This is a genomic window from Rhizobium sp. YJ-22 (assembly GCF_029601685.1).
In the GTDB taxonomy this organism is placed as follows: Bacteria; Pseudomonadota; Alphaproteobacteria; order Rhizobiales; family Rhizobiaceae; genus Metarhizobium.
Genome location: NZ_JARRIR010000001.1, coordinates 899,436 through 923,578, shown reverse-complemented (window position 1 = coordinate 923,578; position 24,143 = coordinate 899,436). Strand labels below are relative to the sequence as shown.

Genomic DNA, 24,143 nt, shown 5'->3' with positions numbered 1-24,143 from the left:
CGCGGGGTGGAGCAGCCCGGTAGCTCGTCAGGCTCATAACCTGAAGGCCGCAGGTTCAAATCCTGCCCCCGCAACCAGCTTTACTTGCAACCCCGCAGCCTTGCCCGCTGCGGGGTTTTGCTTTTTTTATGGCTGGCTTTGGTTGTCATGCGTCATGCGGTACGAGTTGGAAAACAGCACCTCCAGGCTCGCGGCAGCGGCAAGAACCCGGGCATCCTCGCCCCGCGCCCCGATGATCTGGAAGCCGACCGGAAGCCCGGCCTCCGTCAAGGCGCAGGGAACGATACAGGCAGGCTGCTGGCTGAGATTGATCGGAAAGCTGAAGCCCGCCCATTCCGTCCAGCGGCCGTATTCATCGCCGACCGGCACTTCCAGGCCGGCCTCGAAGGCCGGCAGCGCCGTGCCCGGCGAGACCAGGAAATCGTAGTTTGAAAGCAGCCGGTCCATCGCCGCCCCGAAATCCGCCCGGCGCACCTGCGCCTTGACGAGATCGGTCGACGAATAGGCCGCGCCCTGCCGGGCAATGTCGAGAAAGCCGGGATCGATCTCTCCGCGCGCGTCCGCGGGGATGGCCGACAGCCGCGCGGCGGCGCCGGTGAACCAATGGTGATGAAAGAGATCGAGAAGATGATCACCGGGCAGGGACACATGCTTGACGATGGCGCCGGCTGCTTCCAGCTTCTTGACGGCGGCATCGATCAACGCGCCCATCTGCGGATCCAGCCGGCCGCTTGCCGGCTGCGACCAGTAGCCGATCTTCGTGCCGGCCAGCGAAACGGGATCCGACGACAGTTGCGGAAACACGCCGGCGCCCTGCGCCCAGTCGCGAAGGTCGCGCCCGGACATGACCCGCAGCATGGCGAGCGCATCGGCGGCGCTGCGGGTCATGGGGCCTATATGGGCGACCGTCCCGAAGGCACTTGCCGGATAGGCGGGAACGCGGCCGAAGGTCGGCTTGTGGCCGACGATGCCGCAGAAGGAGGCCGGAATGCGGATCGAGCCGCCGCCATCGGTGCCGAGATGAAAGACGCCGGCGCCGGTTACAGCTGCGACGGCCGCGCCGCCGGAGGAGCCGCCGGCGGTCTTCTCCAGGTTCCAGGGATTGCGGGTAATGCCGCAAAGCGCGCTGTCGGTCACGGCTTTCCAGCCGAATTCCGGCGTCGTCGTCTGGCCGATGAACACCGCGCCCGCTTGGCGCAGCCGGGCGACGGACGGCGCATCGGTATCGCAAGGCGCAGCTGGAGTCGTGGTGCTGCCGTAGCGCACGCTCCAGCCCTTGACCCAGACGATGTCCTTCAATGTCGTCGGAATGCCGTCGACAGGGGAAAGCGGCGCCCCGTCGCGCCAGCGGCGTTCGGAGGCGGCGGCCGACGTGAGCGCGCCTTCCCGATCGAGGAAGGTAAAGGCGTTGCAGCCCGGATTGATTTCCTCGGCCCGCGCGATCGTCGCCTCTGCTACCTCGACAGGCGAGACTGTGCCCTTGGCATAGACATCGGAAAGCTCTGCGACGGATAGACGGCACAGCTCGCCCGCCCCCATGAGAGGATTGATCGGCGACATCAGCAATGCTCCCCTTTTCTGGCCCGCGTTGTTTTTGCGCGAACCCTGTCATTGAGGCCAGTGTGCCGCTATCGCTGTCTTCGATAAAATGTATTCTTTCGCAGAACTTCTTTCATTTCATGTAAGGATGGCCTCGCAATGAATCTAACGGTTCGGCAACTGCGCTATGTCAGCGAGGTGGCGCGTCTCGGCAGCGTGCAGGCGGCGTCGAGCGCGTTGCACATCTCGCAGTCCTCGATCCTGGCGGCAATCACCCTTGCTGAGGGCGAGATGGGCGCGCGCATCTTCGAGCGCCGCCCGGCGAGGGGCGTGCAGATCACGCCCGCGGGCGAACGCTTCGTGCAGGCTGCCCGCATCATGCTGTCGGCGGCCAACGAGTTCGACCGCGCGATCGGGGACCTGTCCGAACGCGTGCCGAAGATCCTGCGCATCGGCTGCTTCGAGCCCTTTGGCGCATTGTTCATGCCCGCCGTACTGCGCCGCTATGTCGATAGCGTCGGGAACGTGGAAATCGTGCTCATCGAGGGCGATCAGGTCGAGGTGCAGCGCTGGCTTGCGGAAGGCCTCATCGACCTCGGCGTGATCTATGACATCGGCCATATCGAGGTCGGCAGTATGACGAAGATCTGCAAGGTGCCGGCGCATGCGGTGCTGCATGTCGACGATCCGCTGGCGCAGCATCAGGCCGTGTCACTGTCCGACATCGCCACACGCCCGCTGGTCCTGCTCGACATGCCGCAGACATCGACCTATCTTTTGACGCTGTTCGACATTCTGGCCGAACGCCCGCAGGTCCGCTTCCATACCCGTTCCTATGAGACCGTGCGCTCCGCCGTCGCTTCCGGCTTCGGCATGTCGGTGCTCAACATGAGGCCGGTGGGCGGAGCCAATGGTGATTCCGCCCTGATCGTCCGCCGCCCCATCCGCGACGAACTGCCACCGCCGTCGATTTCGATCATCGATCTCTATGGCCATTCGAAGCCGCTTTTCCTGCGGCTGTTCATCGATGTCTGCCGCCGCTTCTTCCGCGAGGTCGGACCCGACGGTTTTTCGGTCGCGCGGAAGGAGACCCACGCGTCGCTTCTGTGGAGCTAAAGTGTGCGGATATCCTGCGCTTTGTCGGATATCCGCCCTAACGCGGCGGTTATCAGACCAGATGGTGATATAGATGGTTCACTTTCGGTAAGCGCTACGGATCGAAAGAGGCGGAGGAGGGCGCGGCAATCGCGCCCTCCCGTCCAACTCAAGCGTTCTCGTATCGGAGGACGTTCGCCAGTTCGCGTTTGATGTTTTCAAGCTGGGCTGGCGTGGTGTTCGGCATCGGCATACGCGGCAGGCCGGCTTGCGTGCCCTGCAACGCGATGGAGGTCTTGATGTTTGCCGGCAGGTTGTCCGCATAGATCGCGTTCCAGAAGCGCAGCAGCGCCTCGTGGATATCCTTGGCGAGCTTGTGATCGCCACGCTGGACGGCGTCCCATAGCGCGATGCACACGCCCGGAACGGCGGCCGGGTTCGCGGCGATCGTGCCGTGGCAGCCGATGGCGAAGGATGGATAAAGAAGTGCATCGACCGCCGAATAGACCTTGCAGCCCTGGGGAACGTTCAGCATCAGGTCGGCCATCAGCTTCAAGTCGCCGGCGCTCTGCTTGACGCCCTGGACGCCGGGAAGCTCGGTCATCAGCCGCACCAGCAGCGCCGGACTCAGATAGTTCCACGGCACGACATTGTAGATGATGACGGGAACATCCGTGGCTTCCGTCAGCGCCTTGAAATGCGCATAGGTGGCCTCTTCGTCGGGCTTGAAGACATAGTGAACCGGCGTCACCTGCAATCCCTGCACGGACAGGTGCGAAATCGCCTTGGCGCGACGGATCGCGTCACGCGTGGAATTGGCGATGATCCCGGCCAGAACCGGGATGGCACCGTTGACCTCCTCGACGGTGATTTCCATCAGCCTGGCGAATTCCTCGACGGTCAGCGTGTGGCCTTCGCCGGAGCTGCCGCCGACGCAGACGCCGTGCACCTTCTTTTTCAGGTTGAACTTGACGATATCGCGGAATGCCGCCTCGTCGATATCGCCACTGGCGGTGAACGGGGTGACGATCGGCGGAATGATGCCATTGACCTTGTCGAGATTCATGTTCGGATTCCCTTGGATGTTGAGTTAGGGGGTGTTTTCAGGACGCGCGGGATCGTTCGCCCGGAAGCGTCCTGAAAATTTCGTGGTGAGAGTGTCGATGCGGGCGCGGCGTCAGAGCCTGTCGGCGATCGCCCGCATCCAGATCGAGACGGCGACGGCGCCGCCGTCCGGGCTGCCGACGGCCCGTTCGCCGAGATAGCTGGCGCGCCCGAGGCGTGGGGTCATGGCGGCGGTCGCCGCAGCTCCGGCCGTGGCGGCGTCGGCGGCGGATTTCCAGCTTCCGCCGGCCCGGAGCGCTTCGAGCGCGGGATGCAGGGCATCCACCATCGTTCGGTCGCCGGGTTTTGCGCCGCCGATTTCCTGGATGGCCTGCACGGCAATCGCGAAGGCGTCCCGGAATTCGCAAAAGCCGGGGCGCTCGAAAACCGCCAGATGCCGGCCCGCCCGTGTCAGGGCGATCGCGTAGAACGGGCCGGAGCTGCCGGCAATATTCCGGCGCAGCGTGTTGCCGATGGTGACGAGCGCGTTGGCGGGCGTTGCCCAGGCCGTCTCGGGAAGCGCGCGGATGGCCTCCGCGCCGCGCATCATGCTGGCGCCGAGGTCGCCGTCGCCCGCCCGGCTGTCGAGATCGGTCAGCTGCGCCTCGGCTGCTTCCAATGCATCGGCGACGGCAAGGCCGATGGCGCGCAATCCTTGCGGATCGAAGCTGGCCGCATGGCCGATTACGGTATCGTCGGCCTTTTCCCCTCCTGCCGGCACCAGCAAGGGGTTTTCGGGCACGAGCCCGCCTCTCGGCCAGGCGGACGCAGACGTTGGCGCATCCAGCAGCGCCGTCGCGCCATCGTCCAGCATCATCACCGACAGCGAGCAGCCGGGCATTTCGATGGCGGTGAGGAAATTTCCGCTCCAAGCGCGCTTGACGGTGAGGCCGTGTGTTTTCAGAACAGCGAGCGCCCGGCGCGCGACGATTGCAAGCTCCATCGGCGGCGTCGCGCCAAGCCCGTTGACCAGCAGCGCGACCTCGGTCCCGGCGGGCAGGCTCATGTCGGACAGGATGGTGGCGACCAGGGTCTCGGCGATGGCGTCGGCGGAGAGAAGCTCCACCCGTTTGACGCCCTTCTCGCCGTGAATGCCGAGGCCAAGCTCGATCTCGTCGTCGCCGAGGGAAAAGCTCGGCCTCCCCGCAGCCGGTACGGTGCAGGAACCGAGGGCAACGCCCATGGTGCCGATACGCGCGGCCGTGTCGCGGGCGATGGCCGCGACCTCGGCCAGCGTTCTGCCGGCGGCGGCTGCCGCGCCTGCGACCTTGTGGACCAAAACCGTGCCGGCGATGCCGCGCCGGCGCTCGCGCGGGACCACCTCCGACAGTGCCACATCGTCCGCGACGACAACGAGCTCGGTCGGAATGCCCTCGAGCGCGGCAAGCTCGCCGGCCAGCCCGAAATTCAACCGGTCGCCGGTATAGTTCTTGACGATCAGCAGCGCGCCGGCCGGTCCCGCCGTGGCGCGGATCGCCGCCAGCACGGCATCGACGCTTGGCGACGTAAACACCTCGCCGGTGACGGCGGCGGTGAGCATGCCCTCGCCGACATAGCCGGCATGGGCGGGCTCATGCCCGGCGCCGCCGCCGGAAATCAGCGCCACCGGACGGGATTCGCGGCCGGGGATATCGGCGCGCAGCACGACGTTTTCGGTATCGAGCAGTGCCAGGCCGGAGGTCATGGCGACGATGCCCTCCAGCATTTCGCGCACCACGTCGGTCGGCCGGTTGATGATCTTCTTCATGGATGAGATCTCCGTTACTGGTCGCGCAGGAAGGTTTCGAGCCGGCGCGCGCCCTCTTCGATCAGCGCGGGATCGACCGCGAAGCAGACACGCAGGAAAGCCTCGCCACCCTGCCCGAAGGCGGAGCCGGGCGCAACGCCGACACCGGCCTGCTTGAGGATGCGCCGGGCCATCTCATAGCCGCTGTTCATGCCATGCACGGAAAAGAAGAAGTAGAAGGTCCCTTCCGGCCAGAAGACGCGCACGTTCGGCAGCCGGTCGAGCGTCGAGCAGATGATCTCGCGGCCCTTGGCCGAGCGCTCAACCAGCGACTTGATGAAATCATCGCCCTGATCGAGCGCGGCGACGGCCGCGTGCTGGCTGAAGGTCGAGACGCTGGTGGTGTTGTACTGGCTGAGATTGTCGAAGATCGTCGACATGCCCGCAGGATAGACCAGCCAGCCGACGCGCCAGCCGGTCATGCACCAGTTCTTGGAAAAGGTGTTGGTGACGATCAGCCGGTCGGTCGGCTCGGTGATTTCGAGAAAGGAGGGCGCCAGCTTGCCGTCATAGGTAAAGTGCGAATAGACCTCGTCCGACACGATCCAGATGCCGCGCTCGCGGGCGAAATCGCGCACCGCGATCATCTGTTCGCGCGGCATGATCCAGCCGGTCGGATTGGACGGCGAATTGATGGCGATGACCCGGGTCTTCGGCGTGACGGCCGCGAAAAGGTCGTCGAGGTCCAGCGTGAATCCGCCGGCCTCGCGGGTGCGATAGGGGACCGGAACGACCTTGCCGCCGAGAATGCCGACGATTTCCACGAGGTTCGGCCAGGCCGGAACCGGAACCACCACCTCGTCGCCGGGATTGAGAACGGCCTGAAAAGCCTGCATGATCGCCTGCACGCCGCCGGCCGTCGCGCTGAAGCGATCGGCACTGACATCGACGTTCCAATGGCGCTTGTGGTAGCGGCTGAGCGCCTCGCGCAGCGCGGGAACGCCGAGCGCATAGGTATAGCGCGTCTGTCCGGCATCGAGGGCGGCAACCGCCGCGTCGCGGATGAAGCCTGGTGTCGGCAGATCGCCTTCGCCGATCCACAGCTTGATGACATCGGGATCTTCGCGCGCCAGATCGGCGATATCGCAGATCTGGTTGAGCTCGATCGTGTTGATGCGCGCGGGTGTGCCGAGAACCGGCCAGTCGGCCGCCCGATAGTTCATGCCTTCTCTCCCAAAAACCACCTTCGGACAGCGCGTCCATCGATTTTTGATGGATCCCGATTTATTCCGAATTGCGGAACATAAAGTCTTGTATTGCGAAGCTAATTGATTTTCTCCGCATCCGTCAACATCAAGGTTGATAGATGTCGAAAATTATGTAGATATATGTTTGCAATCTAATCATATTCCGAATAGCGGAATTAACTATAATTGGGAGCTGATGAAATGAAAAAATGGGCAGCGCTCGCGTTCGGCCTCGTGATGGCCTTTGCTTCGGCGGCCTCCGCCGCAGAAGACTCCCGGGGAACGTTGGGAGAAATCGTCAAAGCCAAGAAGATCGTCATCATGAATGACCTTTCGGCGGCGCCATGGCAGTTCAGGGACGCGAACGGCAATGCCGCCGGCTTCTCGGTCGACCTGAACCGCCTGATCGCCGCCAAGCTGGATGTGGATCTGGAAATGCGCAATGTCGAATGGGCCGGCCTCATTCCCGGCCTGCTGGCGCGCAAGTCCGATATTCTGGCAACGAGCATGTCGACCACCTTCAAGCGCGCGCAGCAGATTCTGTTCACGCAGGGAAGCTGGTATTCGACGGGCGTCGTCGCCATCGTCAAGCCGGAAAACAAGGACAAGTCCTGGGAGGAGCTGAACCAGGAAGGCAAGCGCATCGCCGTCAAGGCCGGCACCAATGCCGTGGATGCCGCCAAGCAGTTCTTCCCCAAGGCCGAGCTTCAGACCTACCCCAATGACGTCGACACTTATCAGGCCTTGAAGACCGACCGCGTTGACGCGACGCTGAACGACCTTGCCGTTCTCGGCGTTGTCAAGGCCGAATATGGTTTCGAGGCGATGACGGCGCCGCGCCAGCTCATCACCACCGATACCTGGGGCTTCGCGGTTCGGCCGGGCGATACCTATACGTGGCAGTTCCTCGATTTCTTCATGGCCAAGATCAAGGAAAGCGGCGAACTCGATGCCCTCAAGGCCTATTGGGTCGACGGCGAAACCTGGAAGGCCGATTTTCTGCAGAAGAACAGCGGCGTCTCCGAAGAGCGCAAGAAGCTCGTCGAGCTTCTCGGCATCGGCGCCTACGTGCCGGAAAGCAACGGCAACCGCATGAGCTTGCAATAAGCCGTCCCTGCGCGGGCGACGGAGCGTTCGGCTCCGTTGCCGCCTGTATGATGCTTCCGGGTCGGGAGAAACCGATGGCCTATTTCGAGGCGCGCAACGTCAATCTGCATTTCAGTTCGTTCCATGCCCTGCGCGACGTTTCGTTGTCGCTGGAAAAGTCCGACGTTCTGGTGATCTGCGGGCCGTCCGGGTCCGGCAAGAGCACCTTCATCCGCGCCATAAACCGGCTGGCCGGGCCCTTGTCGGGCGGCGCCATGTCCTTCGACGGCGCCGATCTGGCGAAGATGCCGGCGCGCGACCTGCATCGCCGGATCGGCATGGTGTTCCAGCGCTTCAACCTGTTCCAGCACCTGACGGTGCTCGACAATATCGCCCTGCCGCAGCGGCGCGTGCTGGGGCGCTCCAAGGCCGAAGCGCGGGCAAGGGCGATGGCGCTGCTGGAGCGTGTCGGGCTGGCGGAAAAGGCCTCCGTCTATCCGGTGCAGCTCTCCGGCGGCCAGCAACAGCGCGTCGCCATCTGCCGGGCGCTGGCGATGGATCCGGCCATGCTGCTGTTCGACGAGCCGACATCGGCGCTCGATCCGGAAATGGTGGGCGAAGTGCTGCAGGTGATGCGCGAACTGGCCGCCTCCGGCATGACCATGATCGTCGTCACCCACGAGATGGGCTTTGCCCGCGAACTGGCAAGCGAAATCGCCTTTCTCGAATCCGGTCAGGTGGTCGAGAAGGCGCCGCCCGGCGAATTCTTCGCCCATCCGCGCGAAGAACGAACGCGCCTCTTCCTTTCGCAGATCCTGCATCATCAGGCCGGGTGACGACATGCTTTCCGACGCCTACGATCTCTTCTGGCAATATCAGGACACCTATCTCGCGGGGGTGCGCAATGCGCTGACGGCGGCGGGCCTCGGGCTCGTGCTCGCGCTTATGGTCGGCCTTCTGGTCGGGATGGTGCGCTTCACCTCGCGCGGCCGCCTCGGAAGGGCGATGGCGGTTTACGTCTCGCTGGTGCGCAATACCCCGCTTCTCGTGCAGGTCTATTTCATCTATTTCGGCCTGCCGGCGCTGGGGTTGACGCTATCGGCCTTCTGGACCGGCGTCCTGGCGCTGACCTTCAATTCCGGTGCCTATATTTCGGAAATGGTGCGGGGCGGATTGAACGCCATTCCCAAGGGCCAGACGGAAGCGGCGCTCGCGCTTGGCCTCAACCAGCGCCTGCTGCTGGCGAAAGTGCTGCTGCCGCAGGCCGCGCCGACGGTGCTTCCGGCCGTCACCGGCCAGTTCGTGCAACTGATCAAGGATACCTCCCTGCTCTACACCATCGCCGTGCTGGAAATCACCAAGGCCGCCGATGACGTCGGCAACGAAACCTACCAGTTCCTGCCGGCCTATCTGGTCAGTTGCGTGCTCTATATCGGCATCTGCGTCGTTCTCAACCTTCTGGTTGATCTCTACGAAAGCCGCGCCGGCTTTTCCAAACACAAGCGAGCGTGAGCATGAGCGAGATTCTTTCCACCGCCAGCGATGCCTTTCGCCTCATCGTCACCGGACTTCCAATCGTCCTGCTTCTGACCTTCGTCTCTTTCTTCCCCGCGCTCGGCATCGGCATCCTCGGCGGGCTGCTGGCGTCCTCGCGCGTGCGTGCGCTGCGGTTCCTGGTCGGCATTTATGTCTATATCTTCCGTAGCACGCCGTTTCTGATGTTCATCTTCCTCGTCTATTACGGGCTGCCGGAATTCGGCATCGACATCGGGCCGGTTGCGACCGCGATCATCGCTCTGTCGCTGTCGCATGGCGCCTATATGACCGAGATCATCCGCGGCGGCCTCGGCAGCCTCGACAAGGGTCAGAACGAGGCGGCGATCGCGCTCGGTTTCAGCCTGTTCCAGCGCCTGCGCGACATTACGCTGCCGCAGACGCTGATGGCGATCATCCCCTCATTGCTGGGGCAGGCGATCCTGATCGTCAAGGATACGTCACTCGTTTCCGTTGTCGGCATCAGCGAGATCACCCGGCTGGGGCGAGAAGTTGTCATTCGCACCAATGAACCATTTGTTGTATTCAGCCTGCTTGCGCTAACCTATTTCGCCGTCTGCTTCGTGCTTGAAACAGCGGCGCGAAAGCTGGAAGTCAAGGCGCGGCTGGTAATATCGGGACATTGAAAGTGAATACGGGTATGGACAGTCACGCCGAGAACGAGGATGGGTCAGTTGCCGAGCCGGCAACGGAAGGCGCTCATGAAAGCCGCGATGCGGGCGCGAAATCGCTGCGCAAGATGGCGTTGGTCCTCGACAGTTTCTCCCGCCACAAGCCGAGCATGACAGTGGCGGAGCTTTCCCAGGCGACGGGCCTGCCGAAAACCACGATCCACCGGATCGTGGTTTCGTTGCGCGATGTCGGCATGCTGGATCAGGATGGACGGCGTCAGGGGTACCGCCTCGGCCTGAAGATGTTTCATTACGGCAGCAGCGTGCTGGCAAGCCTCGACACCCCGACGCGCGCGCATCCGCATGTCGCCAAGTTGCAGCAACTGACGGGTGAGATCATCCATCTGCACATGTTCGACGGCAGCCAGATGGTCTGCGTCGAGCGCGAGGAAATGACGTCCGCCAGCCGCACGACGCTGCAGGCGGCGCCCACCTATTGCACCAGTGTCGGCAAGGCCTTTCTCGCGTTTCAGAACGAAGAGCTCATCCGCCGTATCGTCGGCGGAGGCTTGCAGCGCTACACGCCGAACACGATAACCGACCTCGACACGCTCCTTGCCGAACTGGCCGTTATCCGCCAGCGTGGCTACGCGATCGACGATGAGGAAATCGAGACCGGACTGCGCTGTATCGGCGCGCCGATCCGCGATTCCACCCAGCGGGTCTTCGCCGCTGTCAGCGTATCAGGACCTGCCGAGCGCATGCCGGACGGCCGCCTTCTTGGCCTCGCGCCGGTCGTCATTCAGACAGCCAACGAGATATCCGTCGCATTGGCGGAATAGACATCTCGCCACTGCTTCGGTGCTTGTCAGCCAATGGGGTCCGGTGTTCATGAGCCGCCAACCAGTATGGGACGGTGGCCTCCGGCGCGTCGACTTCATGCATCATACCGCCGGGAACGATGATGGCGTCACCGGCGGTGAATACCGGGCCGCCTCCATCGATCGTTGCCCGCACCCGCCCTTAAGACGGATCGTATCGTTGAACCGGCTCAACGATCTCATTCGGCGGCAAGCGAGGTGGCTTTTCTCTCGCCGGCGCAAAGCGCATTCCGAGCTTGCCGATCATGTCCTCATCCTGCCATGCAGCGGGATTGCCGGTCGTCAGCAGGGCATCGCCGACGAATATGGAGTTCGCGCCGGCGAGAAAGCAAAGCGCCTGAAGTTCTTCGTTCATGCCGGTCCGCCCGGCCGACAGCCGCACCACGCTTTCCGGCATCAGGATCCTGGCAAGGGCGACCGTTCGGACGAGCGCCAAGGGATCGACCGGTTTTGCCCGCTTCTGGACGGGCGTATTGCCGATCTCGTTCCAGAGGTTGATCGGGACACTGTCTGGATGAGCAGGCAGGGTCGCAAGCGTTACAAGCATCGCGATACGATCCCTGACTTCCTCTCCCATTCCAAGGATACCGCCGCAGCACACCCTGATGCCGCCCTTGCGCACGCGATCAAGCGTTTCGAGGCGGTCATCCATCGTCCGGGTGGTCGCGATCTCGCGGTAATATTCGGGAGACGTATCGATATTGTGGTTGTAGAAATCGAGGCCCGCAGCCTTCAGGCGTTCGACATGTCCCGGCGAGAGCATGCCGAGCGTCATGCAGGTTTCCAGCCCCATGTCGCGCACGCCCTCGACCATCGCGCAGAGCTTGTCCATGTCGCGATCCTTCGGGCTTCGCCAGGCCGCGCCCATGCAAAATCGCTGCGCGCCGGATGCTTTCGCCCGCCTCGCAGCGCCGAGGACATCCTCCAGTTCCATCAGCTTCGTCGCCTTGACGCCGGTGTCGTGATGGGCACTTTGCGAACAATAGCCGCAATCCTCCGGGCATCCCCCCGTCTTGATCGACAGAAGGCTCGCGGTCTCGATCACGGTCGGGTCGGAATGGCGGCGGTGAACGTCCTGAGCGCGATGGATGAGATAGGGGAAGGGCAGGTCATGAATGGCCTGCGCTTCTTCGACAGTCCAGTCGCTGCGGATCATCGCGCGGCGCCGCTCCGCAGGTTGCGCCAGCCGCAGATCATCGCCACGCCGAGCCCGATTTTCAGCAGGTCGCCGGGAAGGAAAGGAGCAAGGCCAACCGAGACGAGGGAGCGTGCCGGCACGAACATGACCAGCCACGCAAGCCCCAGCGCATAGACGACGGCAAGACCGGCCATCATCGCGCCAGCGATCCGCAAGGCGCCGCCCTTGCCGGCCAGCCGGCCGGTCAGCCAGCTTGCGACCAGAAAGCCGAGAAGGTAGCCGCCCGTCGGTCCCACGGCATAGGCCAAACCGATACCTCGCTCGGGCGAGCCCGAAAAGACGGGAAGGCCCGCAAGTCCGGCGCAAAGGTAAGTCGCCATGGCCGCCAAGCCGAGGCGTGGCCCCATTGCCGCGGAAATGCCGAGAACCGCGAGCGTGTGCAGCGTCATCGGCACGGGCCAGAAAGGAATCTGGACCTTGGCGCTGGCGGCAATCAGGGCCGCTGCGCCGATGGCGAGCCCGCAAGCCCTCAGGCGGCGCAGCGAATGGGAATTGAACGAAACTGCGTGTTGCATCGAAATCATCTCCGGTCGTTACGAATAATCGATAAAAATCGGGATTCGACGCTGGCCGCAATACGGATTATAGATAATTATTCGAGAAGCTTTTCGACCACCTGAATTTCCACGCTCGGCCTTGGGCTTTTGCGCCGCCCCATCCAGCCGACATGACGGGCGAGCAGATCGCAGGCAACATTCACCTGTCCCCGGCGCAGCGCCGCAAGAATGGCGCGATGGTCGTAGTCCGTGCGTGCTTCCCAGTCGGATCGCCATGCGGCAAACAGGAACCGTGCGCTGGCAAGGTGAAGATCGTCTATCGAGGCCAGCAGGCGCGGCATGCCGCAGGGTTCGAGAATCATGCGATGAAACGCCCGGTTTGCCTCTTCCCACTCATGAACATTCTGCGCCCTTTCCGCCCGGACAGTGGCCTGCTCGGCTTTCGCAAGAAGCGCGGTGGTGAGATTGGGGGCGGCCTGTTTGAGGGCAAGCGATTCCAGCGAAGCCCGCATCTCCGCAACCTCGCGCAGTTCCGCGACGTCGAAGGATGTGACGCGAACGCCCTTGTGAGGCTCGCTGAATGCCAGCCCTTTAGCCTCGAGCCGCCGGAAGGCTTCACGCACCGGCACATGGCTTACGCCGAATTCCTCGGCAATATGATCCTGCCGCAGCCGCGATCCGGGCTGTAGCCGACCGGATATGATCCGGTCACTCAGGGTCATTTCGATCTTTTTCGCGAGTGTCTCGTCAGGTTTGTGCATGGATTATAGATAATCCATCCCGAAAATATCCGGCAAGGAAAATGATCCATTTCCCGACTGCGACGGTCTTCGATGGCGTCGAAAACCTCAGGAAACCTCCACATACGCCTTGACCGGCAGGTGGTCCGATGCGACCCGCGACAATGCGCTGTCATGCGCGCCGTACCAGCCGATCAGGCCCTCCCGGTCCGAAACGATCCGGTCGAGGGCAAACAAAGGCAGCCGTGACGGAAAACTCGCGACCGGCGCAGGGACATCGCAGAACAGGGGCGTCAGCCCCGCCAGCGACGAACTTCGCCCCAGCCGCCATTCGTTCAAATCGCCCATCAAGACAGTGGGGATGTCGCGCCGGGACGCGACGAAACCGGAGAGCGCATTGGCCTGCAACCGGCGGGAATGGCGCAACAGGCCGAGATGGGCGCCGATGACGCGCAGGCGGGCGCCGCTCTTCAACTCCAGTTCGGCGACGAGGGCGCCGCGTGGTTCCAGGCCGGGCAGAGTGACGGGGTGCAGATCGCGAACGATGCTGTGGCGGGCAAGAACCACGTTGCCGTGCCAGCCATGCGCCCGTGTGGCGCCGATCGTGCCGACCCAGCTCAGGCCCACCTCTCGCTCCAGATGGCCGAGATCGAGCAGGCCGACCCGCTCGCCGAAGCGTTTGTCGGCCTCTTGAAGGGCAATGATGTCGGGATCGATTTCCTTGATGACCTGGGCGATGCGGCCGGGATCGAAACGGCCGTCCGTACCGACGCATTTGTGAACGTTATAGGAGGCGATCAGCAGCCGGCGTCCGTCATGCAGCTTGGCATTGGCCGTCAGGGGGCGGTTCTTGCGGTTGCGGATCGCCGCGGCGATCTGCGTCCTCAGCCGAAATGTGTCCGGGTCCATCGCATCTCACTTTTCCGTCTTCGCCATGTCGCGCCCGGCCATCAAAGATAAGGCGAGCCGAGCCACAATATCCTGTCGATCAGCCGCAGCGGGAAGGGGCGCGACCTGAGACCCTCCAGCGTCACGGCGCGCGCACCGGCGAGCGCACGGCCGATTCGCATTTCGATCTCCGTTGAAAAGGTGGTGTCGAGAACCTCGATGTCAACTTCGAAATTCAGCCGCAGCGAGCGCGGATCGAGATTGGAAGAGCCGACATAGGCCCAGCAGCCGTCGACGGAAAGCAGTTTCGAATGATCGAAGTTGCCCTCGGCCCGCCAGATGCGGCAATAATGCTTGAGAAGCTGGTCGAACTGCCCCGTCATGGCATGGTCCACCAGGGTCAGGTTGTTCTTGGCCGGCACGACGATATCGACCTCGACGCCGCGCCGCGCGGCGGTGATCAGGGCGCTGATCAACTCGCGGTCCGGCAGGAAATAGGGCGACATGATGCGGATCGAGCGGCGCGCCACCGAAAAGGCGCCCATCAGCATCTTGTGATTGGTTTCGAGATTGCGGTCCGGGCCGGAGGCGACGACGCGCATCAGCACGCCCTCGCCCGGCGGGCAGGCCGGCTCGGCGATGGTCCAGCAGGCATCGTTCAGCGCCTCGCCGCTGGCAAAACGCCAATCCTCGGCGGCAACGGCGAAGAGATCGGCAACGACCGGGCCGCGGAGGCGGAAATGCGTGTCGCGGCCGGTCAGTTCTCCGGCGAATTCACGCGCGAAACCCTCGCGGATGTTCATGCCGCCGGTGAACGCGACGGCGCCGTCGACGACGATGATCTTGCGGTGGGTGCGCAGGTTGGCATAGGGCAGGCGCAGGCCCATGATGACATTGCCGTTGAAGACATCGACGGTCACGCCGCGCTTGCGCAGATGCCCCAGAATGCTCGGCACCGAATAGCGGGCGCCGACGGCGTCGACGAGCACCCGGACCGTCACGCCGCGTCGCACGGCGGCAACAAGGGCCGAGGCGATGCGCAGCCCGATGCGGTCGCGGTCGAAGATATAGGTTTCGAGCAGGATGGAGCGCTCAGCGCCTTCGATCGCCTGCCGGATGGCGGCATAGGCTTCATCGCCGGTGCCGAGCAGATCGATGGCGTTGCCGGCGACGAGGCGGCTTTTCGTCACCCGGTCGCCCAGGGTTTTCAGCGCGCTAAACCGGTTGCCGTAGGTCTGGGCGATCATCGCCGGTTCGACGTGGAAACCTTCGAAGGCGGGACGGCCGGTTTCTGTCTGGATCAGGTGATGCTGCAGGATCGAGGCACGGCGGATTCGGTTGATGCCGGCGATCAGGTAGATCGCCGCGCCCACCAGCGGCGACAGGACGATGACGCCGACCCAGCCGATGGCGGAGCGGACATCCTCCTTCGTCATGGCGGCGTGAACGGCGCCAAGCGTGCCGGTCACCAGCGAAATCGCGGCCAGGATATGCGGCCAATAATGGGCGAGCGCGTCGAGCATGGCGAAGATATAGAGCATTTCCCGGAAAAGTGGATACCGATTTCCCGTCCGGAAATGCAATAAAACAAGGAGTTAGCACTCGATTGACATGTTCGACCGGGAAGCAATCAGGCCTTGCGGCGATCCGCAAGAAACATTGGTCCGCCCCTGTGAGCCGGAAAACCGTAGCCGTTGATCATCACCAGGTCGATATCGCCGGTGCTGCGGGCGATGCCCTCGGCGATCAGGGCACAGCCTTCGTCGGCCATAGCTTCGAGGATCCGGCTCACGATCTCGGTGTCGGCGATTTCCCGCGTGAGGATTCCCTTGGCGGCGCGGCTATCGCGGATCATGGTTTCGACTTCCGGGTCGACCTGCTTGCGGCCCTCGTTGTAGCGATACCAGCCAAGGCCGGATTTCTGGCCGAAGCGGCCGGCTTCGCAGAGCCGGTCGGCGATATCGACATAGCGTGCGGCCGGATCGCGGGTGGCGGCCTGCCGCTTGCGGCGCGCCCAGGCGATTTCGAGGCCGGCGAGATCGAAGACCGCGAACGGCCCCATGGCCATGCCGAAACCTTCCATCGCGCGATCGACATCCTGCGGCAGCGCGCCATCCTCGATCAGGAATTCGGCCTCGCGGCGATAGCGGGAAAAGATACGGTTGCCGATGAAGCCTTCGCAGACGCCGCAGACGATCGGCAGCTTGCCGAGGCGCTTGGCGACGGCAAGCCCGGTGGCGAGTACGTCAGGCGCTGTCGCAGCGCAATCGACCACCTCGACCAGCCGCATGATGTTCGCCGGGGAGAAGAAATGCAGGCCGAGGACGCGGGACGGATGCGCGGTCGCGGCGGCGATGGTATCGGGATCGAGATAGCTGGTGTTGGTGGCGAGGATGGCGTCCGGGCGGACGATGCCGTCCAGTGTCCTGAACAGCGCGGTCTTGACGTCGAGATCGTCGAACACGGCTTCGATGACCAGATCGGCCCCGGCCAGCGCCGTGGGCGTACCCGCGACCGTTAGCCGGCTCACGGCCTGCGCATGGGCGGATGGCGTCATGCGGCCGGAGGCGAGATTGCGGTCGAGAAGGCCGGTGATGCGTTTCCGGCCCTTTTCGGCGGCTTCGTCCGTCTGCTCGATGCCGATCACGGTGTAGCCGGCGGTCAGGGCGGCGACGGCGATACCGGAGCCCATCAGGCCGGTTCCGACGATGCCAATGGTGTTGACGGCGCGAGGTTGGATGCCTTCCAGGGCTGGGATTTTTGCGGCGTCGCGTTCGGCGAAAAAGACGTGGCGCAAGGCGGCCGCCTGTTCGGAATCGCGAAGCCGCAAAAAGGTTTCGCGCTCATCGGCGAGGCCTTCGGCAAGCGTTCGTTCGGCTGTCTGGCGAACGAGGCGGGCGGCCTCGGCCGGCGCGGTCTGGCCACGGCTGCGGGCGAGGAGTTTGCTGGCGATGCCATCGAGATCGTCAACGGCCGGCGGCACGGGTAACTGGCCGGTGCGGCGCAGCGGGGTGCCGGCCAAGCGTTTTGCGGCGGTGATGGCATCCGCGACCAGAGTTTCCGAGACGGCGTCGATCGTGCCATTGGCTTGTGCGGCGGCGGCATCGACCGGCTTGCCGGTAACGATCATGTCCAGCGCGGCGGCGAGACCGATCAGGCGCGGCAGGCGCTGGGTGCCGCCGGCGCCGGGCACGAGGCCAAGCTTGACTTCCGGCAGGCCGAGTTTCGCGCCGGCGGCGGCGACGCGATAATGGCAGGCGAGCGCCACTTCCAGCCCGCCGCCCAAGGCCGCGCCATTGATGGCGGCGACAACGGGTTTTTCGAAGGCTTCGATGGCGTCGATGACGGTCGGCAGCAGCGGCTCGGCCGGCGGCTTGCCGAATTCCTTGATATCGGCCCCGCCGATAAAGGTTTTTCCCGCACCGGTGACGACCACGCCGGCAATCGCCGGATCGTCCTGGGCAGAGGCGAGCGCGGCCATCAGGCCGGCGCGGACATCCTGCGACAGGGCGTTGACCGGCGGATTGTCGATGGTGACCACCAGAACGCCGTCATCGGCCAGACCGCCGACATGGGTTGAAAAACGCTGCATGATGGCCTCCGGGATGCGTCAGACAGGAAAGCAATTCCGGAAATAGCGTGAGCGCGGTTTTGCCGGAATTGCAACAGACAAAAAATCAGTCGGGGATGACGGCGATGGCCTGGATCTCGATCTTGGCGCGTTCCTCGACCAGCGCCACCACCTGCATGGCGGCCATGGCCGGGAAATTCTTGCCCATGACTTCGCGATAGGCCGCGCCCAGTCCCTTGAGGTTGGCGAGGTACTCGGCGCGGTCGGTAAAGTACCAGGTCATGGTGGTGACGTGTTCCGGCCCCGCGCCGGCCTCGGCCAGAACGGCGACGATGTTTTTCAGCGTTTGGCGCACCTGCTCGACGAAATCGTCGGACTCGAACTGGCACTCAGCATTCCAGCCGATCTGCCCGCCGACGTAAACGGTGCGCCCTTGCGCCAGAATGCCGTTGGAATAACCAAGCGGCTTGGCCCAGCCTTCGGGTTGCAGGATTGTGTGCATCGATTCTCTCCGGTCAAATGGACTGGTCAAAGGAGAGCCGGCGGTCAGGACCGCGGCTCGGCTTTCAGCAATTCGCGGGCGACGATCAGTTTTTGCACCTCGGTCGCCCCTTCATAGATGCGCAACGCGCGGATTTCGCGGTACAGCTTTTCGACGATCTCGCCGCTGCGCACGCCGCGGCCACCGAACATCTGCACGGCGCGGTCGATCACGCCTTGCGCGGTTTCAGTGGCGGTCATCTTGGCCATGGCCGCTTCCTTGGTGGTCGGCAGGCCCTGCACGTCGCGACGCCAGGCGGCGCGATAGGTCAGCAGGGCGGCGGCATCGATGCCGGTCGCCATGTCGCCGAGGCCGGCCTGTGTCAGTTGCAGATCGGCCAGCTTGGCCCCAAACATCGGACGAGCCTTTGCGTGCGCAACGGCTTCATCCAGGGCGCGGCGTGCAAAGCCGAGGGCGGCGGCGGCGACCGAGGCTCGAAAAATGTCGAGCGTTCGCATGGCGATCTTGAAACCTTCGCCGGGCGCGCCGAGGCGGCGCGAGGCCGGAATGCGGCAGGCGTCGAAGCGGATGGTCGCCAGCGGATGCGGGGCGATCACATCGATGCGCTCGGATATGGAAAAGCCGGGATCGTCGGCAAAGACGACGAAGGCGGAAATGCCGCGCGTGCCGGGCGCCTCGCCGGTGCGGGCGAAGACGGTGTAGACATCGGCGATGCCGCCATTGGAAATCCAGGTCTTTTCGCCGTCGAGAATGTAAGCGTCGCCCTCGGCGCGGGCGGCGCAGGCCATGGCCGCGACATCCGAGCCGGCTTCCTTTTCCGACAGCGCGAAGGCGGAGAGCCATTGCCCGCTCGTCACCTTGGGCAGCACGGCGTCCTTCAGTTCCGGCGTGCCGGACAGGCCGATGGCGCCGGTGCCCAGTCCCTGCATGGCGAAGGCGAAATCGGCGAGGCCGTCATGCCAGGCGAGCGTTTCGCGAGCAAGGCAGACGCGGCGGGAATCGATGGCGCTGCGGCCTGCGTCACCCGTTGCGGCGGCCAGCAGACCGGCTTCCCCGAGCAGCGCAACCAGCTTGCGGCAGGCGGCATCCGTATCGGCATGATCGACCGAGGCGAGCACGCCGGAACCGGCGAAGGCATCGAGCCGCTCCACGAAATCGCGATGCTCCGGCCCGAAGAAGGGCCAGTCGAGATGCTCGCGCGTCGGGCCGGCCAGGGAAAAGGGAAGAGAGGAGGGCGCGGCCATGGTCTCAATTGCCCTCGAAGGCGGGTTTGCGCTTGGCGGCGAAGGCCTCGAAAGCGCGGCGGAAATCCTGCGTCGCCATGCAGATCGCCTGCGCCTGGGCCTCGGATTCGACCATTTCGTCGATGCCCATCGCCCATTCCTGGTTGAACATCGTTTTGGTGATGCCATGGGCGAACCACGGGCCGTCGGCCAGCGAATGCGCCAGTTTTTCCGCTTCCGCGTCCAGCGCGTCGGCGGCATGCAGGGCGTTGTAAAAACCCCAGGCATGGCCCTCGGCGGCGCTCATCGAGCGGCCGGTGTACAAAAGCTCGGCGGCGCGGCCCTGGCCGATGATGCGCGGCAGGATGCCGCAAGCGCCCATGTCGGCGCCGGCGAGGCCGACGCGGGTAAAGAGGAAGGCGGTCTTGGATTCGGGTGTCGCAAGCCGCAGATCCGAGGCCATCGACAGGATGGCTCCGGCGCCTGCGCAGATGCCGTCGACGGCGGCGATGATCGGCTGCGGGCATTTGCGCATCGCCTTGACGACATCGCCGGTCATGCGGGTGAAGGCCAGCAGGTCAGGCATCGTCATCCGTGTCAGCGGCTCGATGATTTCGAAGACATCACCGCCGGAGGAGAAATTGCCGCCGGCGCCCTTCAGCACGATGGCGCGGACATCCGAGGCATAGACGAGATCGCGGAACAGGTTGCGCAGCTCGGCATAGCTGTCGAAGGTCAGCGGGTTCTTGCGCTCCGGCCGGTTGAGCGTCAGCGTCGCGACGCGGCCGTCCTCGCTGACCGACCAGAGGAAATGCTTCGCCTGGTAATCGCGAAATTCGCGCTTCATCTGTGTCATCGCATCGCTCATCGTCGTCGTCCTTTTCGTGTGCGTTCGTGCCTTTCGGCTGCCCCTCATTCGGCCTGCCGGCCACCTTCTCCCCGTAAACGGGGCGAAGGGGATACGCCGCGCCGTTTCCCCAACCAATTCCCGTTTGCGGGGAGAGGGCTAGGGTGAGGGGCTTAAATCAAATCAATCATTCGCTTCCGGCGGCAGGAAATCGACGTCGTGTTCGGCCGAGAGCCGGACGATCTCGCCGATATCGCTCTTGTCGTGAAGCTGCTTGAACAGGTCTTCGAGCTTGCCGGCCGGCGAGACCCAGAACAGGGCGCGGCAGGGCGTTTCGGACTTGTTGAAATAGCCATGCGGAATACCGCGCGGCATGCGCACGAGATCGCCGGCTTTCGCCTTGAACCATTTGCCGTCGAGCTTCAGGTCCAGCTCGCCCTCCTGCACCAGGATGAATTCGTCCTGGGTCGGGTGGATATGCACCGGCACGAACTGGCCGGGCGCGCTGTTGGTCTCGAAGGCGAAGCTGTCTTCGCTGACGGCCTTCGGAAAATAGACCTGGCCGAGAATATTCCATTGCGTGCCGTTATAGCCGGCGCCGTTTGCGGTAATGCCTTTTTCCAATGCCATGCTCGCCTCCCGGTTTGAATGTTCCTGATGATTCACTGACGGTTCAGCCCGCCATGACTTCCCCGCCGGCCACGGCAATCGCCTGGCCGGTGATCGATGCAGCACCGGGCGAGGCGAGCCAGAGGACGGTCGAGGCGACCTCCCGCGGCTGGATCAACCGCCCCTGCGGATTGGATTTTGTGAATTCGGCGAGCGCCGCCTCGCGCGTGCGGCCGGTCTTTTCGGCAATCGCGGCAATCGAGCGCTCGATGATCGGCGTATCGGTAAAGCCCGGGCAGACGGCGTTGACGGTCACGCCCTTCTTCGCCAGTTCCAGCGCCAGGGCCCGCGTCAGCCCGACGACGCCATGCTTGGCGGCGCAATAGGCCGAGACATAGGCATAACCGATCAGCCCCGCCGTCGAGGCGATGTTGATAATGCGCGCGCCCTCGCCATGCGTCTTGAGATCGGGCAGGACCGCCTGCGTCACGTGAAACACGCCGGTCAAATCGGTGCCGATCACATGGCTCCACATGTCGAGGCTGGTCTTTTCGAAGGGCGCGCTCGGCGCCTCGCCGGCATTGTTGATCAGGATCGAGACCGGGCCGAAACCGGCGCGGGCGGCATCCAGACCACGGGCGATGGTGGCGGGATCGGTGACGTCGAAACCGTCGGCAACGAAGGCATTTTCGCCCAGTTCCGCCGCCAGCGCCTCCAGCGGCGCGCGCCGCCGGCCGGCGAGCGTCACCCGCGCACCCTCCGCCGCAAGCGCCCGGGCGATGGCGGTGCCGATGCCGGAGCCGGCGCCGGTCACCAGCGCGTGTCGTTCGTCGAGTGTGCCGCTGCCGCTCATCGCTTTGCCTTACTTCGCCGGTGTCGCCGTCGCCGCGCGGGCGAGGTTGGCTTCGTATTGATACTTGGCCGATTGATACTGCTTCGGCCAGGCGATGTTGGTCAGCCCGATCTTCGCCGCCTCATGCAGGATCCAGGAGGGATCGGCCAGATGCGGGCGGGCGATGGCGCAGAGATCGGCGCGGCCGGCGGAGATGATCGAATTGGCGTGGTCTGCCTCGGAGATGGCCCCGACCGCGATGGTGGGAATACCGACCTCGTTGCGGATCTTGTCGGAGAACGGCGTCTGGAACAGGCGGCCATAGACCGGCTTTTCCTCTTTCGACACCTGCCCCGAGGAGCAGTCGATCAGATCGGCCCCGGCCTCCTTGAACATTTTCGCGAAGATTGCCGCATCCTCCGGCATATTGCCGGCGCCCTCCACCCAGTCATGGCAGGAGAGGCGCACGGAGATCGGCTTGTCCTGCGGCCAGACGGCGCGGACGGCCTTGAACACCTGCAGCGGGAAGCGGGCGCGGTTTTCATGGCTGCCGCCATAGTCGTCGGTGCGCTGGTTGGTCAGCGGCGACAGGAAGCTGGAGAGCAGATAGCCATGGGCGCAATGCAGTTCTAGCCAGTCGGCGCCGGTGGTGGCGGCAAGCTCGGCGGCGCGGACGTGATCGGCCAGCACCCGGTCCATGTCGGCCCGGTCCATCGCCTTCGGCACCTGGCTGTTCTTGAGATAAGGAATGGCCGAAGCCGAGATCAACGGCCAGTCGCCCTCTTCCAGCGGCTGGTCGATACCCTCCCAGGCAAGCTTCGTCGCGCCCTTGCGGCCCGCATGGCCGATCTGGATACCGACCTTGGCAGCACTGTTGCCATGCACGAAATCGACGACGCGCCGCCAGGCGGCCGCCTGCTCGTCGTTCCACAGCCCGAGGCAGCCGGGGGTGATGCGCGCATCCGGCGAAACGCAGGTCATTTCGGCAAAGACGAGGCCGGCGCCGCCCATGGCGCGGGCGCCCAGATGCACCATATGGAAATCGCCGATCAGCCCGTCCGTCGCCGAATACATCGCCATCGGCGAGACGACGATGCGGTTTGCGAGCGTGACGCCGCGCGCCGTGAACGGGGTGAACATCGGCGGCAGCGGTCGTCCGTCGCCATTTTTAAGGCCGGAATGCTCGGCGAACCAGCGCTCGAAACCTTCGAGCCAGGCCTTGTCGCGCAGGCGCAGGTTTTCATGGCTGATGCGCTGCGAGCGCGTCAGCATCGAATACATGAACTGTTCCGGCTCCAGCGTATCGGCATAGCGTTCGCCAACGACCTCGAACCATTCCATGGCGTTGCGCGCCGCGTTCTGGATGCGGGCGACGTCGACGCGGCGGATGTCCTCATAGGTTTCGAGCACGGCCGGGATCTTGTCCCTGGTATGCCCATGAGCCTGGAACTGCCGCGTCAGCTCGATGGCGTCGTCGATGGCGAGCTTGGTGCCGGAGCCGATGGCGAAATGGGCGGTATGGGCGGCGTCGCCCATCAGCACCACATGCGACTGGCCGTTGAAATGGCTCCACTTGCCGCAGATCAGCCGGTTGAAGTTCAGCCAGGCCGAGCCGCGCAGGTGGCGGGCATTGGTCATCAGTTCGGCGCCTTCCAGCACCTCGGAGAACAGATCCTGGCAGAAATCGATGGAGGCCTGCTGGTCCATCTCGCCGAGGCCGTGCTTTTCATAGGCCTCTTCGGTGGTCTCGACGATGAAGGTCGAGGTCTGGTCGTCGAACTTGTAGATATGCGCCTGGAACCAGCCGTGCGGCGTCTTGCGGAAATCGAAGGTGAAGGCATCGAACAGCTTGTGGGTGCCGAGCCAGATATAGCGGTTCGGACGAACCACGAGGTCGGGCTGGAACACGTCCGGATAACGGTTGCGGATCTTCGAGTTGAAGCCGTCGGAGGCGATGATCAGGTCCGCATCGGGATAATCGAGATCGGAATCGACGTCGATCTCGAACACCAGCTCGACGCCGAGCGCCTCGCAGCGGCGCTGCAGGATGTTAAGCAGCTTCTTGCGGCCGATGCCGACGAAGCCATGGCCGGTGGTGCGCTGGCGCGTGCCCTTGAACAGGACTTCGATATCGTCCCAGTGGTTGAAGGCGTCCTCGATTTCGGCCGCACTTTCCGGATCCCAGGCGCGCATCGCCACCATGGTCGCATCGGAAAACACCACGCCCCAGCCGAAGGTATCGTAGGGGCGGTTGCGCTCGACGACGGTGATATGGTGGGCGGGGTGCAGCTTCTTCATCAGAAGGGCGAAATAGAGCCCGGCCGGGCCGCCGCCGATGCAGACGATACGCATTGCCATCTCCTTCCGGATTGACGCGAAGGTGCGTCGCAATA

General features: G+C 64.1%; 22 protein-coding genes and 1 tRNA gene. 7 read left to right on the top strand and 16 right to left on the bottom strand.

Annotated elements, in window-relative coordinates; genetic code table 11:
• Positions 1 to 77 (top strand) — tRNA-Met (locus P7F60_RS04455).
• Positions 78 to 126: 49 nt separating this feature from the next.
• Here P7F60_RS04455 and P7F60_RS04450 read toward each other — a convergent pair.
• The gene (locus tag P7F60_RS04450) at positions 127 to 1,560 is read right to left on the bottom strand and encodes an amidase (RefSeq protein WP_277916475.1); all 1,434 of its coding nucleotides are present in this window, start codon (positions 1,558 to 1,560) and stop codon (positions 127 to 129) included.
• Positions 1,561 to 1,698: 138 nt separating this feature from the next.
• Between P7F60_RS04450 and P7F60_RS04445 the strand changes: the two genes are divergently transcribed.
• Complete coding sequence (locus tag P7F60_RS04445; RefSeq protein WP_277916474.1) at positions 1,699 to 2,655, top strand: LysR family transcriptional regulator; 957 nt, start codon at positions 1,699 to 1,701, stop codon at positions 2,653 to 2,655.
• Positions 2,656 to 2,803: 148 nt separating this feature from the next.
• Here P7F60_RS04445 and P7F60_RS04440 read toward each other — a convergent pair whose 3' ends face one another.
• The 3 genes from P7F60_RS04440 to P7F60_RS04430 form a co-directional block, all read right to left on the bottom strand.
• Positions 2,804 to 3,700, bottom strand: a complete 897-nt coding sequence (locus P7F60_RS04440; protein ID WP_277916473.1) for a dihydrodipicolinate synthase family protein — start codon at positions 3,698 to 3,700, stop codon at positions 2,804 to 2,806.
• Between the two features lie 111 nt (positions 3,701 to 3,811).
• Positions 3,812 to 5,485, bottom strand: a complete 1,674-nt coding sequence (locus tag P7F60_RS04435; protein WP_277916472.1) for a dihydroxyacetone kinase family protein — start codon at positions 5,483 to 5,485, stop codon at positions 3,812 to 3,814.
• A 14-nt stretch (positions 5,486 to 5,499) separates the two neighbouring features.
• Complete coding sequence (locus P7F60_RS04430; protein WP_277916471.1) at positions 5,500 to 6,687, bottom strand: pyridoxal phosphate-dependent aminotransferase; 1,188 nt, start codon at positions 6,685 to 6,687, stop codon at positions 5,500 to 5,502.
• Positions 6,688 to 6,912: 225 nt separating this feature from the next.
• Between P7F60_RS04430 and P7F60_RS04425 the strand changes: the two genes are divergently transcribed.
• The 5 genes from P7F60_RS04425 (at position 6,913) to P7F60_RS04405 (ending at position 10,804) form a co-directional block, all read left to right on the top strand.
• Entirely contained in the window at positions 6,913 to 7,818 is a 906-nt protein-coding gene (locus P7F60_RS04425) for an ABC transporter substrate-binding protein (protein ID WP_277916470.1), read from the top strand.
• 74 nt (positions 7,819 to 7,892) lie between these two features.
• On the top strand, positions 7,893 to 8,633 hold the full coding sequence (locus tag P7F60_RS04420) for an amino acid ABC transporter ATP-binding protein (RefSeq protein WP_277916469.1): 741 nt from the start codon (positions 7,893 to 7,895) through the stop codon (positions 8,631 to 8,633).
• 4 nt (positions 8,634 to 8,637) lie between these two features.
• Positions 8,638 to 9,309 (top strand): amino acid ABC transporter permease, encoded by a 672-nt coding sequence (locus P7F60_RS04415; protein WP_277916468.1) that lies wholly within the window; start codon positions 8,638 to 8,640, stop codon positions 9,307 to 9,309.
• Between the two features lie 2 nt (positions 9,310 to 9,311).
• Positions 9,312 to 9,977, top strand: a complete 666-nt coding sequence (locus tag P7F60_RS04410; RefSeq protein WP_277916467.1) for an amino acid ABC transporter permease — start codon at positions 9,312 to 9,314, stop codon at positions 9,975 to 9,977.
• A 14-nt stretch (positions 9,978 to 9,991) separates the two neighbouring features.
• On the top strand, positions 9,992 to 10,804 hold the full coding sequence (locus P7F60_RS04405) for an IclR family transcriptional regulator (protein WP_277916466.1): 813 nt from the start codon (positions 9,992 to 9,994) through the stop codon (positions 10,802 to 10,804).
• 181 nt (positions 10,805 to 10,985) lie between these two features.
• Here P7F60_RS04405 and bioB read toward each other — a convergent pair whose 3' ends face one another.
• The 12 genes from bioB to P7F60_RS04345 all read right to left on the bottom strand — a co-directional run bounded on the left by bioB (position 10,986) and on the right by P7F60_RS04345 (position 24,102).
• The gene (bioB, locus tag P7F60_RS04400; protein WP_277916465.1) at positions 10,986 to 11,999 is read right to left on the bottom strand and encodes a biotin synthase BioB; all 1,014 of its coding nucleotides are present in this window, start codon (positions 11,997 to 11,999) and stop codon (positions 10,986 to 10,988) included.
• Positions 11,996 to 12,556: a biotin transporter BioY gene (locus tag P7F60_RS04395; RefSeq protein ID WP_277916464.1), complete on the bottom strand. Its 561-nt coding sequence runs from the start codon at positions 12,554 to 12,556 to the stop codon at positions 11,996 to 11,998. The genes bioB and P7F60_RS04395 overlap by 4 nt, the downstream gene beginning before the upstream one ends.
• Positions 12,557 to 12,633: 77 nt before the next feature.
• On the bottom strand, positions 12,634 to 13,299 hold the full coding sequence (locus P7F60_RS04390) for a GntR family transcriptional regulator (protein ID WP_277916463.1): 666 nt from the start codon (positions 13,297 to 13,299) through the stop codon (positions 12,634 to 12,636).
• 87 nt (positions 13,300 to 13,386) lie between these two features.
• Positions 13,387 to 14,187, bottom strand: coding sequence for an endonuclease/exonuclease/phosphatase family protein (locus P7F60_RS04385; protein ID WP_277916462.1), 801 nt, complete (start codon positions 14,185 to 14,187; stop codon positions 13,387 to 13,389).
• Between the two features lie 41 nt (positions 14,188 to 14,228).
• Positions 14,229 to 15,689 (bottom strand): phospholipase D-like domain-containing protein, encoded by a 1,461-nt coding sequence (locus P7F60_RS04380; protein ID WP_277916518.1) that lies wholly within the window; start codon positions 15,687 to 15,689, stop codon positions 14,229 to 14,231.
• Between the two features lie 107 nt (positions 15,690 to 15,796).
• On the bottom strand, positions 15,797 to 17,758 hold the full coding sequence (locus P7F60_RS04375; RefSeq protein WP_277916461.1) for a 3-hydroxyacyl-CoA dehydrogenase NAD-binding domain-containing protein: 1,962 nt from the start codon (positions 17,756 to 17,758) through the stop codon (positions 15,797 to 15,799).
• Positions 17,759 to 17,843: 85 nt separating this feature from the next.
• Positions 17,844 to 18,239 carry a RidA family protein gene (locus tag P7F60_RS04370; RefSeq protein ID WP_277916460.1) on the bottom strand — a complete coding sequence of 132 codons (396 nt, stop codon included), beginning with the start codon at positions 18,237 to 18,239 and terminating at the stop codon, positions 17,844 to 17,846.
• 44 nt (positions 18,240 to 18,283) lie between these two features.
• The gene (locus tag P7F60_RS04365) at positions 18,284 to 19,483 is read right to left on the bottom strand and encodes an acyl-CoA dehydrogenase family protein (protein ID WP_277916459.1); all 1,200 of its coding nucleotides are present in this window, start codon (positions 19,481 to 19,483) and stop codon (positions 18,284 to 18,286) included.
• Positions 19,484 to 19,487: 4 nt separating this feature from the next.
• Positions 19,488 to 20,330 carry an enoyl-CoA hydratase family protein gene (locus P7F60_RS04360; protein WP_277916458.1) on the bottom strand — a complete coding sequence of 281 codons (843 nt, stop codon included), beginning with the start codon at positions 20,328 to 20,330 and terminating at the stop codon, positions 19,488 to 19,490.
• A 162-nt stretch (positions 20,331 to 20,492) separates the two neighbouring features.
• Positions 20,493 to 20,939, bottom strand: a complete 447-nt coding sequence (locus P7F60_RS04355) for a cupin domain-containing protein (RefSeq protein WP_277916457.1) — start codon at positions 20,937 to 20,939, stop codon at positions 20,493 to 20,495.
• A gap of 43 nt (positions 20,940 to 20,982) precedes the next feature.
• Complete coding sequence (locus P7F60_RS04350) at positions 20,983 to 21,771, bottom strand: SDR family NAD(P)-dependent oxidoreductase (protein WP_277916456.1); 789 nt, start codon at positions 21,769 to 21,771, stop codon at positions 20,983 to 20,985.
• 9 nt (positions 21,772 to 21,780) lie between these two features.
• On the bottom strand, positions 21,781 to 24,102 hold the full coding sequence (locus P7F60_RS04345; protein WP_277916455.1) for a bifunctional salicylyl-CoA 5-hydroxylase/oxidoreductase: 2,322 nt from the start codon (positions 24,100 to 24,102) through the stop codon (positions 21,781 to 21,783).
• Positions 24,103 to 24,143: the final 41 nt, after the last annotated feature.

What these genes read in the sequence shown, in the direction of transcription:
- P7F60_RS04385 (WP_277916462.1), bottom strand. Translation starts at nt 14,187, where the DNA reads ATGGACCCGGACACATTTCGGCTGAGGACGCAGATCGCCGCGGCGATC.
- P7F60_RS04360 (WP_277916458.1), bottom strand. Translation starts at nt 20,330, where the DNA reads ATGAGCGATGCGATGACACAGATGAAGCGCGAATTTCGCGATTACCAG.
- P7F60_RS04420 (WP_277916469.1), top strand. Translation starts at nt 7,893, where the DNA reads ATGGCCTATTTCGAGGCGCGCAACGTCAATCTGCATTTCAGTTCGTTC.
- P7F60_RS04440 (WP_277916473.1), bottom strand. Translation starts at nt 3,700, where the DNA reads ATGAATCTCGACAAGGTCAATGGCATCATTCCGCCGATCGTCACCCCG.
- P7F60_RS04370 (WP_277916460.1), bottom strand. Translation starts at nt 18,239, where the DNA reads ATGCACACAATCCTGCAACCCGAAGGCTGGGCCAAGCCGCTTGGTTAT.
- bioB (WP_277916465.1), bottom strand. Translation starts at nt 11,999, where the DNA reads ATGATCCGCAGCGACTGGACTGTCGAAGAAGCGCAGGCCATTCATGAC.
- P7F60_RS04345 (WP_277916455.1), bottom strand. Translation starts at nt 24,102, where the DNA reads ATGCGTATCGTCTGCATCGGCGGCGGCCCGGCCGGGCTCTATTTCGCC.
- P7F60_RS04450 (WP_277916475.1), bottom strand. Translation starts at nt 1,560, where the DNA reads ATGTCGCCGATCAATCCTCTCATGGGGGCGGGCGAGCTGTGCCGTCTA.
- P7F60_RS04410 (WP_277916467.1), top strand. Translation starts at nt 9,312, where the DNA reads ATGAGCGAGATTCTTTCCACCGCCAGCGATGCCTTTCGCCTCATCGTC.
- P7F60_RS04395 (WP_277916464.1), bottom strand. Translation starts at nt 12,556, where the DNA reads ATGCAACACGCAGTTTCGTTCAATTCCCATTCGCTGCGCCGCCTGAGG.
- P7F60_RS04430 (WP_277916471.1), bottom strand. Translation starts at nt 6,687, where the DNA reads ATGAACTATCGGGCGGCCGACTGGCCGGTTCTCGGCACACCCGCGCGC.
- P7F60_RS04390 (WP_277916463.1), bottom strand. Translation starts at nt 13,299, where the DNA reads ATGCACAAACCTGACGAGACACTCGCGAAAAAGATCGAAATGACCCTG.
- P7F60_RS04375 (WP_277916461.1), bottom strand. Translation starts at nt 17,758, where the DNA reads ATGCAGCGTTTTTCAACCCATGTCGGCGGTCTGGCCGATGACGGCGTT.
- P7F60_RS04380 (WP_277916518.1), bottom strand. Translation starts at nt 15,689, where the DNA reads ATGCTCGACGCGCTCGCCCATTATTGGCCGCATATCCTGGCCGCGATT.
- P7F60_RS04365 (WP_277916459.1), bottom strand. Translation starts at nt 19,483, where the DNA reads ATGGCCGCGCCCTCCTCTCTTCCCTTTTCCCTGGCCGGCCCGACGCGC.
- P7F60_RS04425 (WP_277916470.1), top strand. Translation starts at nt 6,913, where the DNA reads ATGAAAAAATGGGCAGCGCTCGCGTTCGGCCTCGTGATGGCCTTTGCT.
- P7F60_RS04405 (WP_277916466.1), top strand. Translation starts at nt 9,992, where the DNA reads ATGGACAGTCACGCCGAGAACGAGGATGGGTCAGTTGCCGAGCCGGCA.
- P7F60_RS04355 (WP_277916457.1), bottom strand. Translation starts at nt 20,939, where the DNA reads ATGGCATTGGAAAAAGGCATTACCGCAAACGGCGCCGGCTATAACGGC.
- P7F60_RS04435 (WP_277916472.1), bottom strand. Translation starts at nt 5,485, where the DNA reads ATGAAGAAGATCATCAACCGGCCGACCGACGTGGTGCGCGAAATGCTG.
- P7F60_RS04445 (WP_277916474.1), top strand. Translation starts at nt 1,699, where the DNA reads ATGAATCTAACGGTTCGGCAACTGCGCTATGTCAGCGAGGTGGCGCGT.
- P7F60_RS04415 (WP_277916468.1), top strand. Translation starts at nt 8,638, where the DNA reads ATGCTTTCCGACGCCTACGATCTCTTCTGGCAATATCAGGACACCTAT.
- P7F60_RS04350 (WP_277916456.1), bottom strand. Translation starts at nt 21,771, where the DNA reads ATGAGCGGCAGCGGCACACTCGACGAACGACACGCGCTGGTGACCGGC.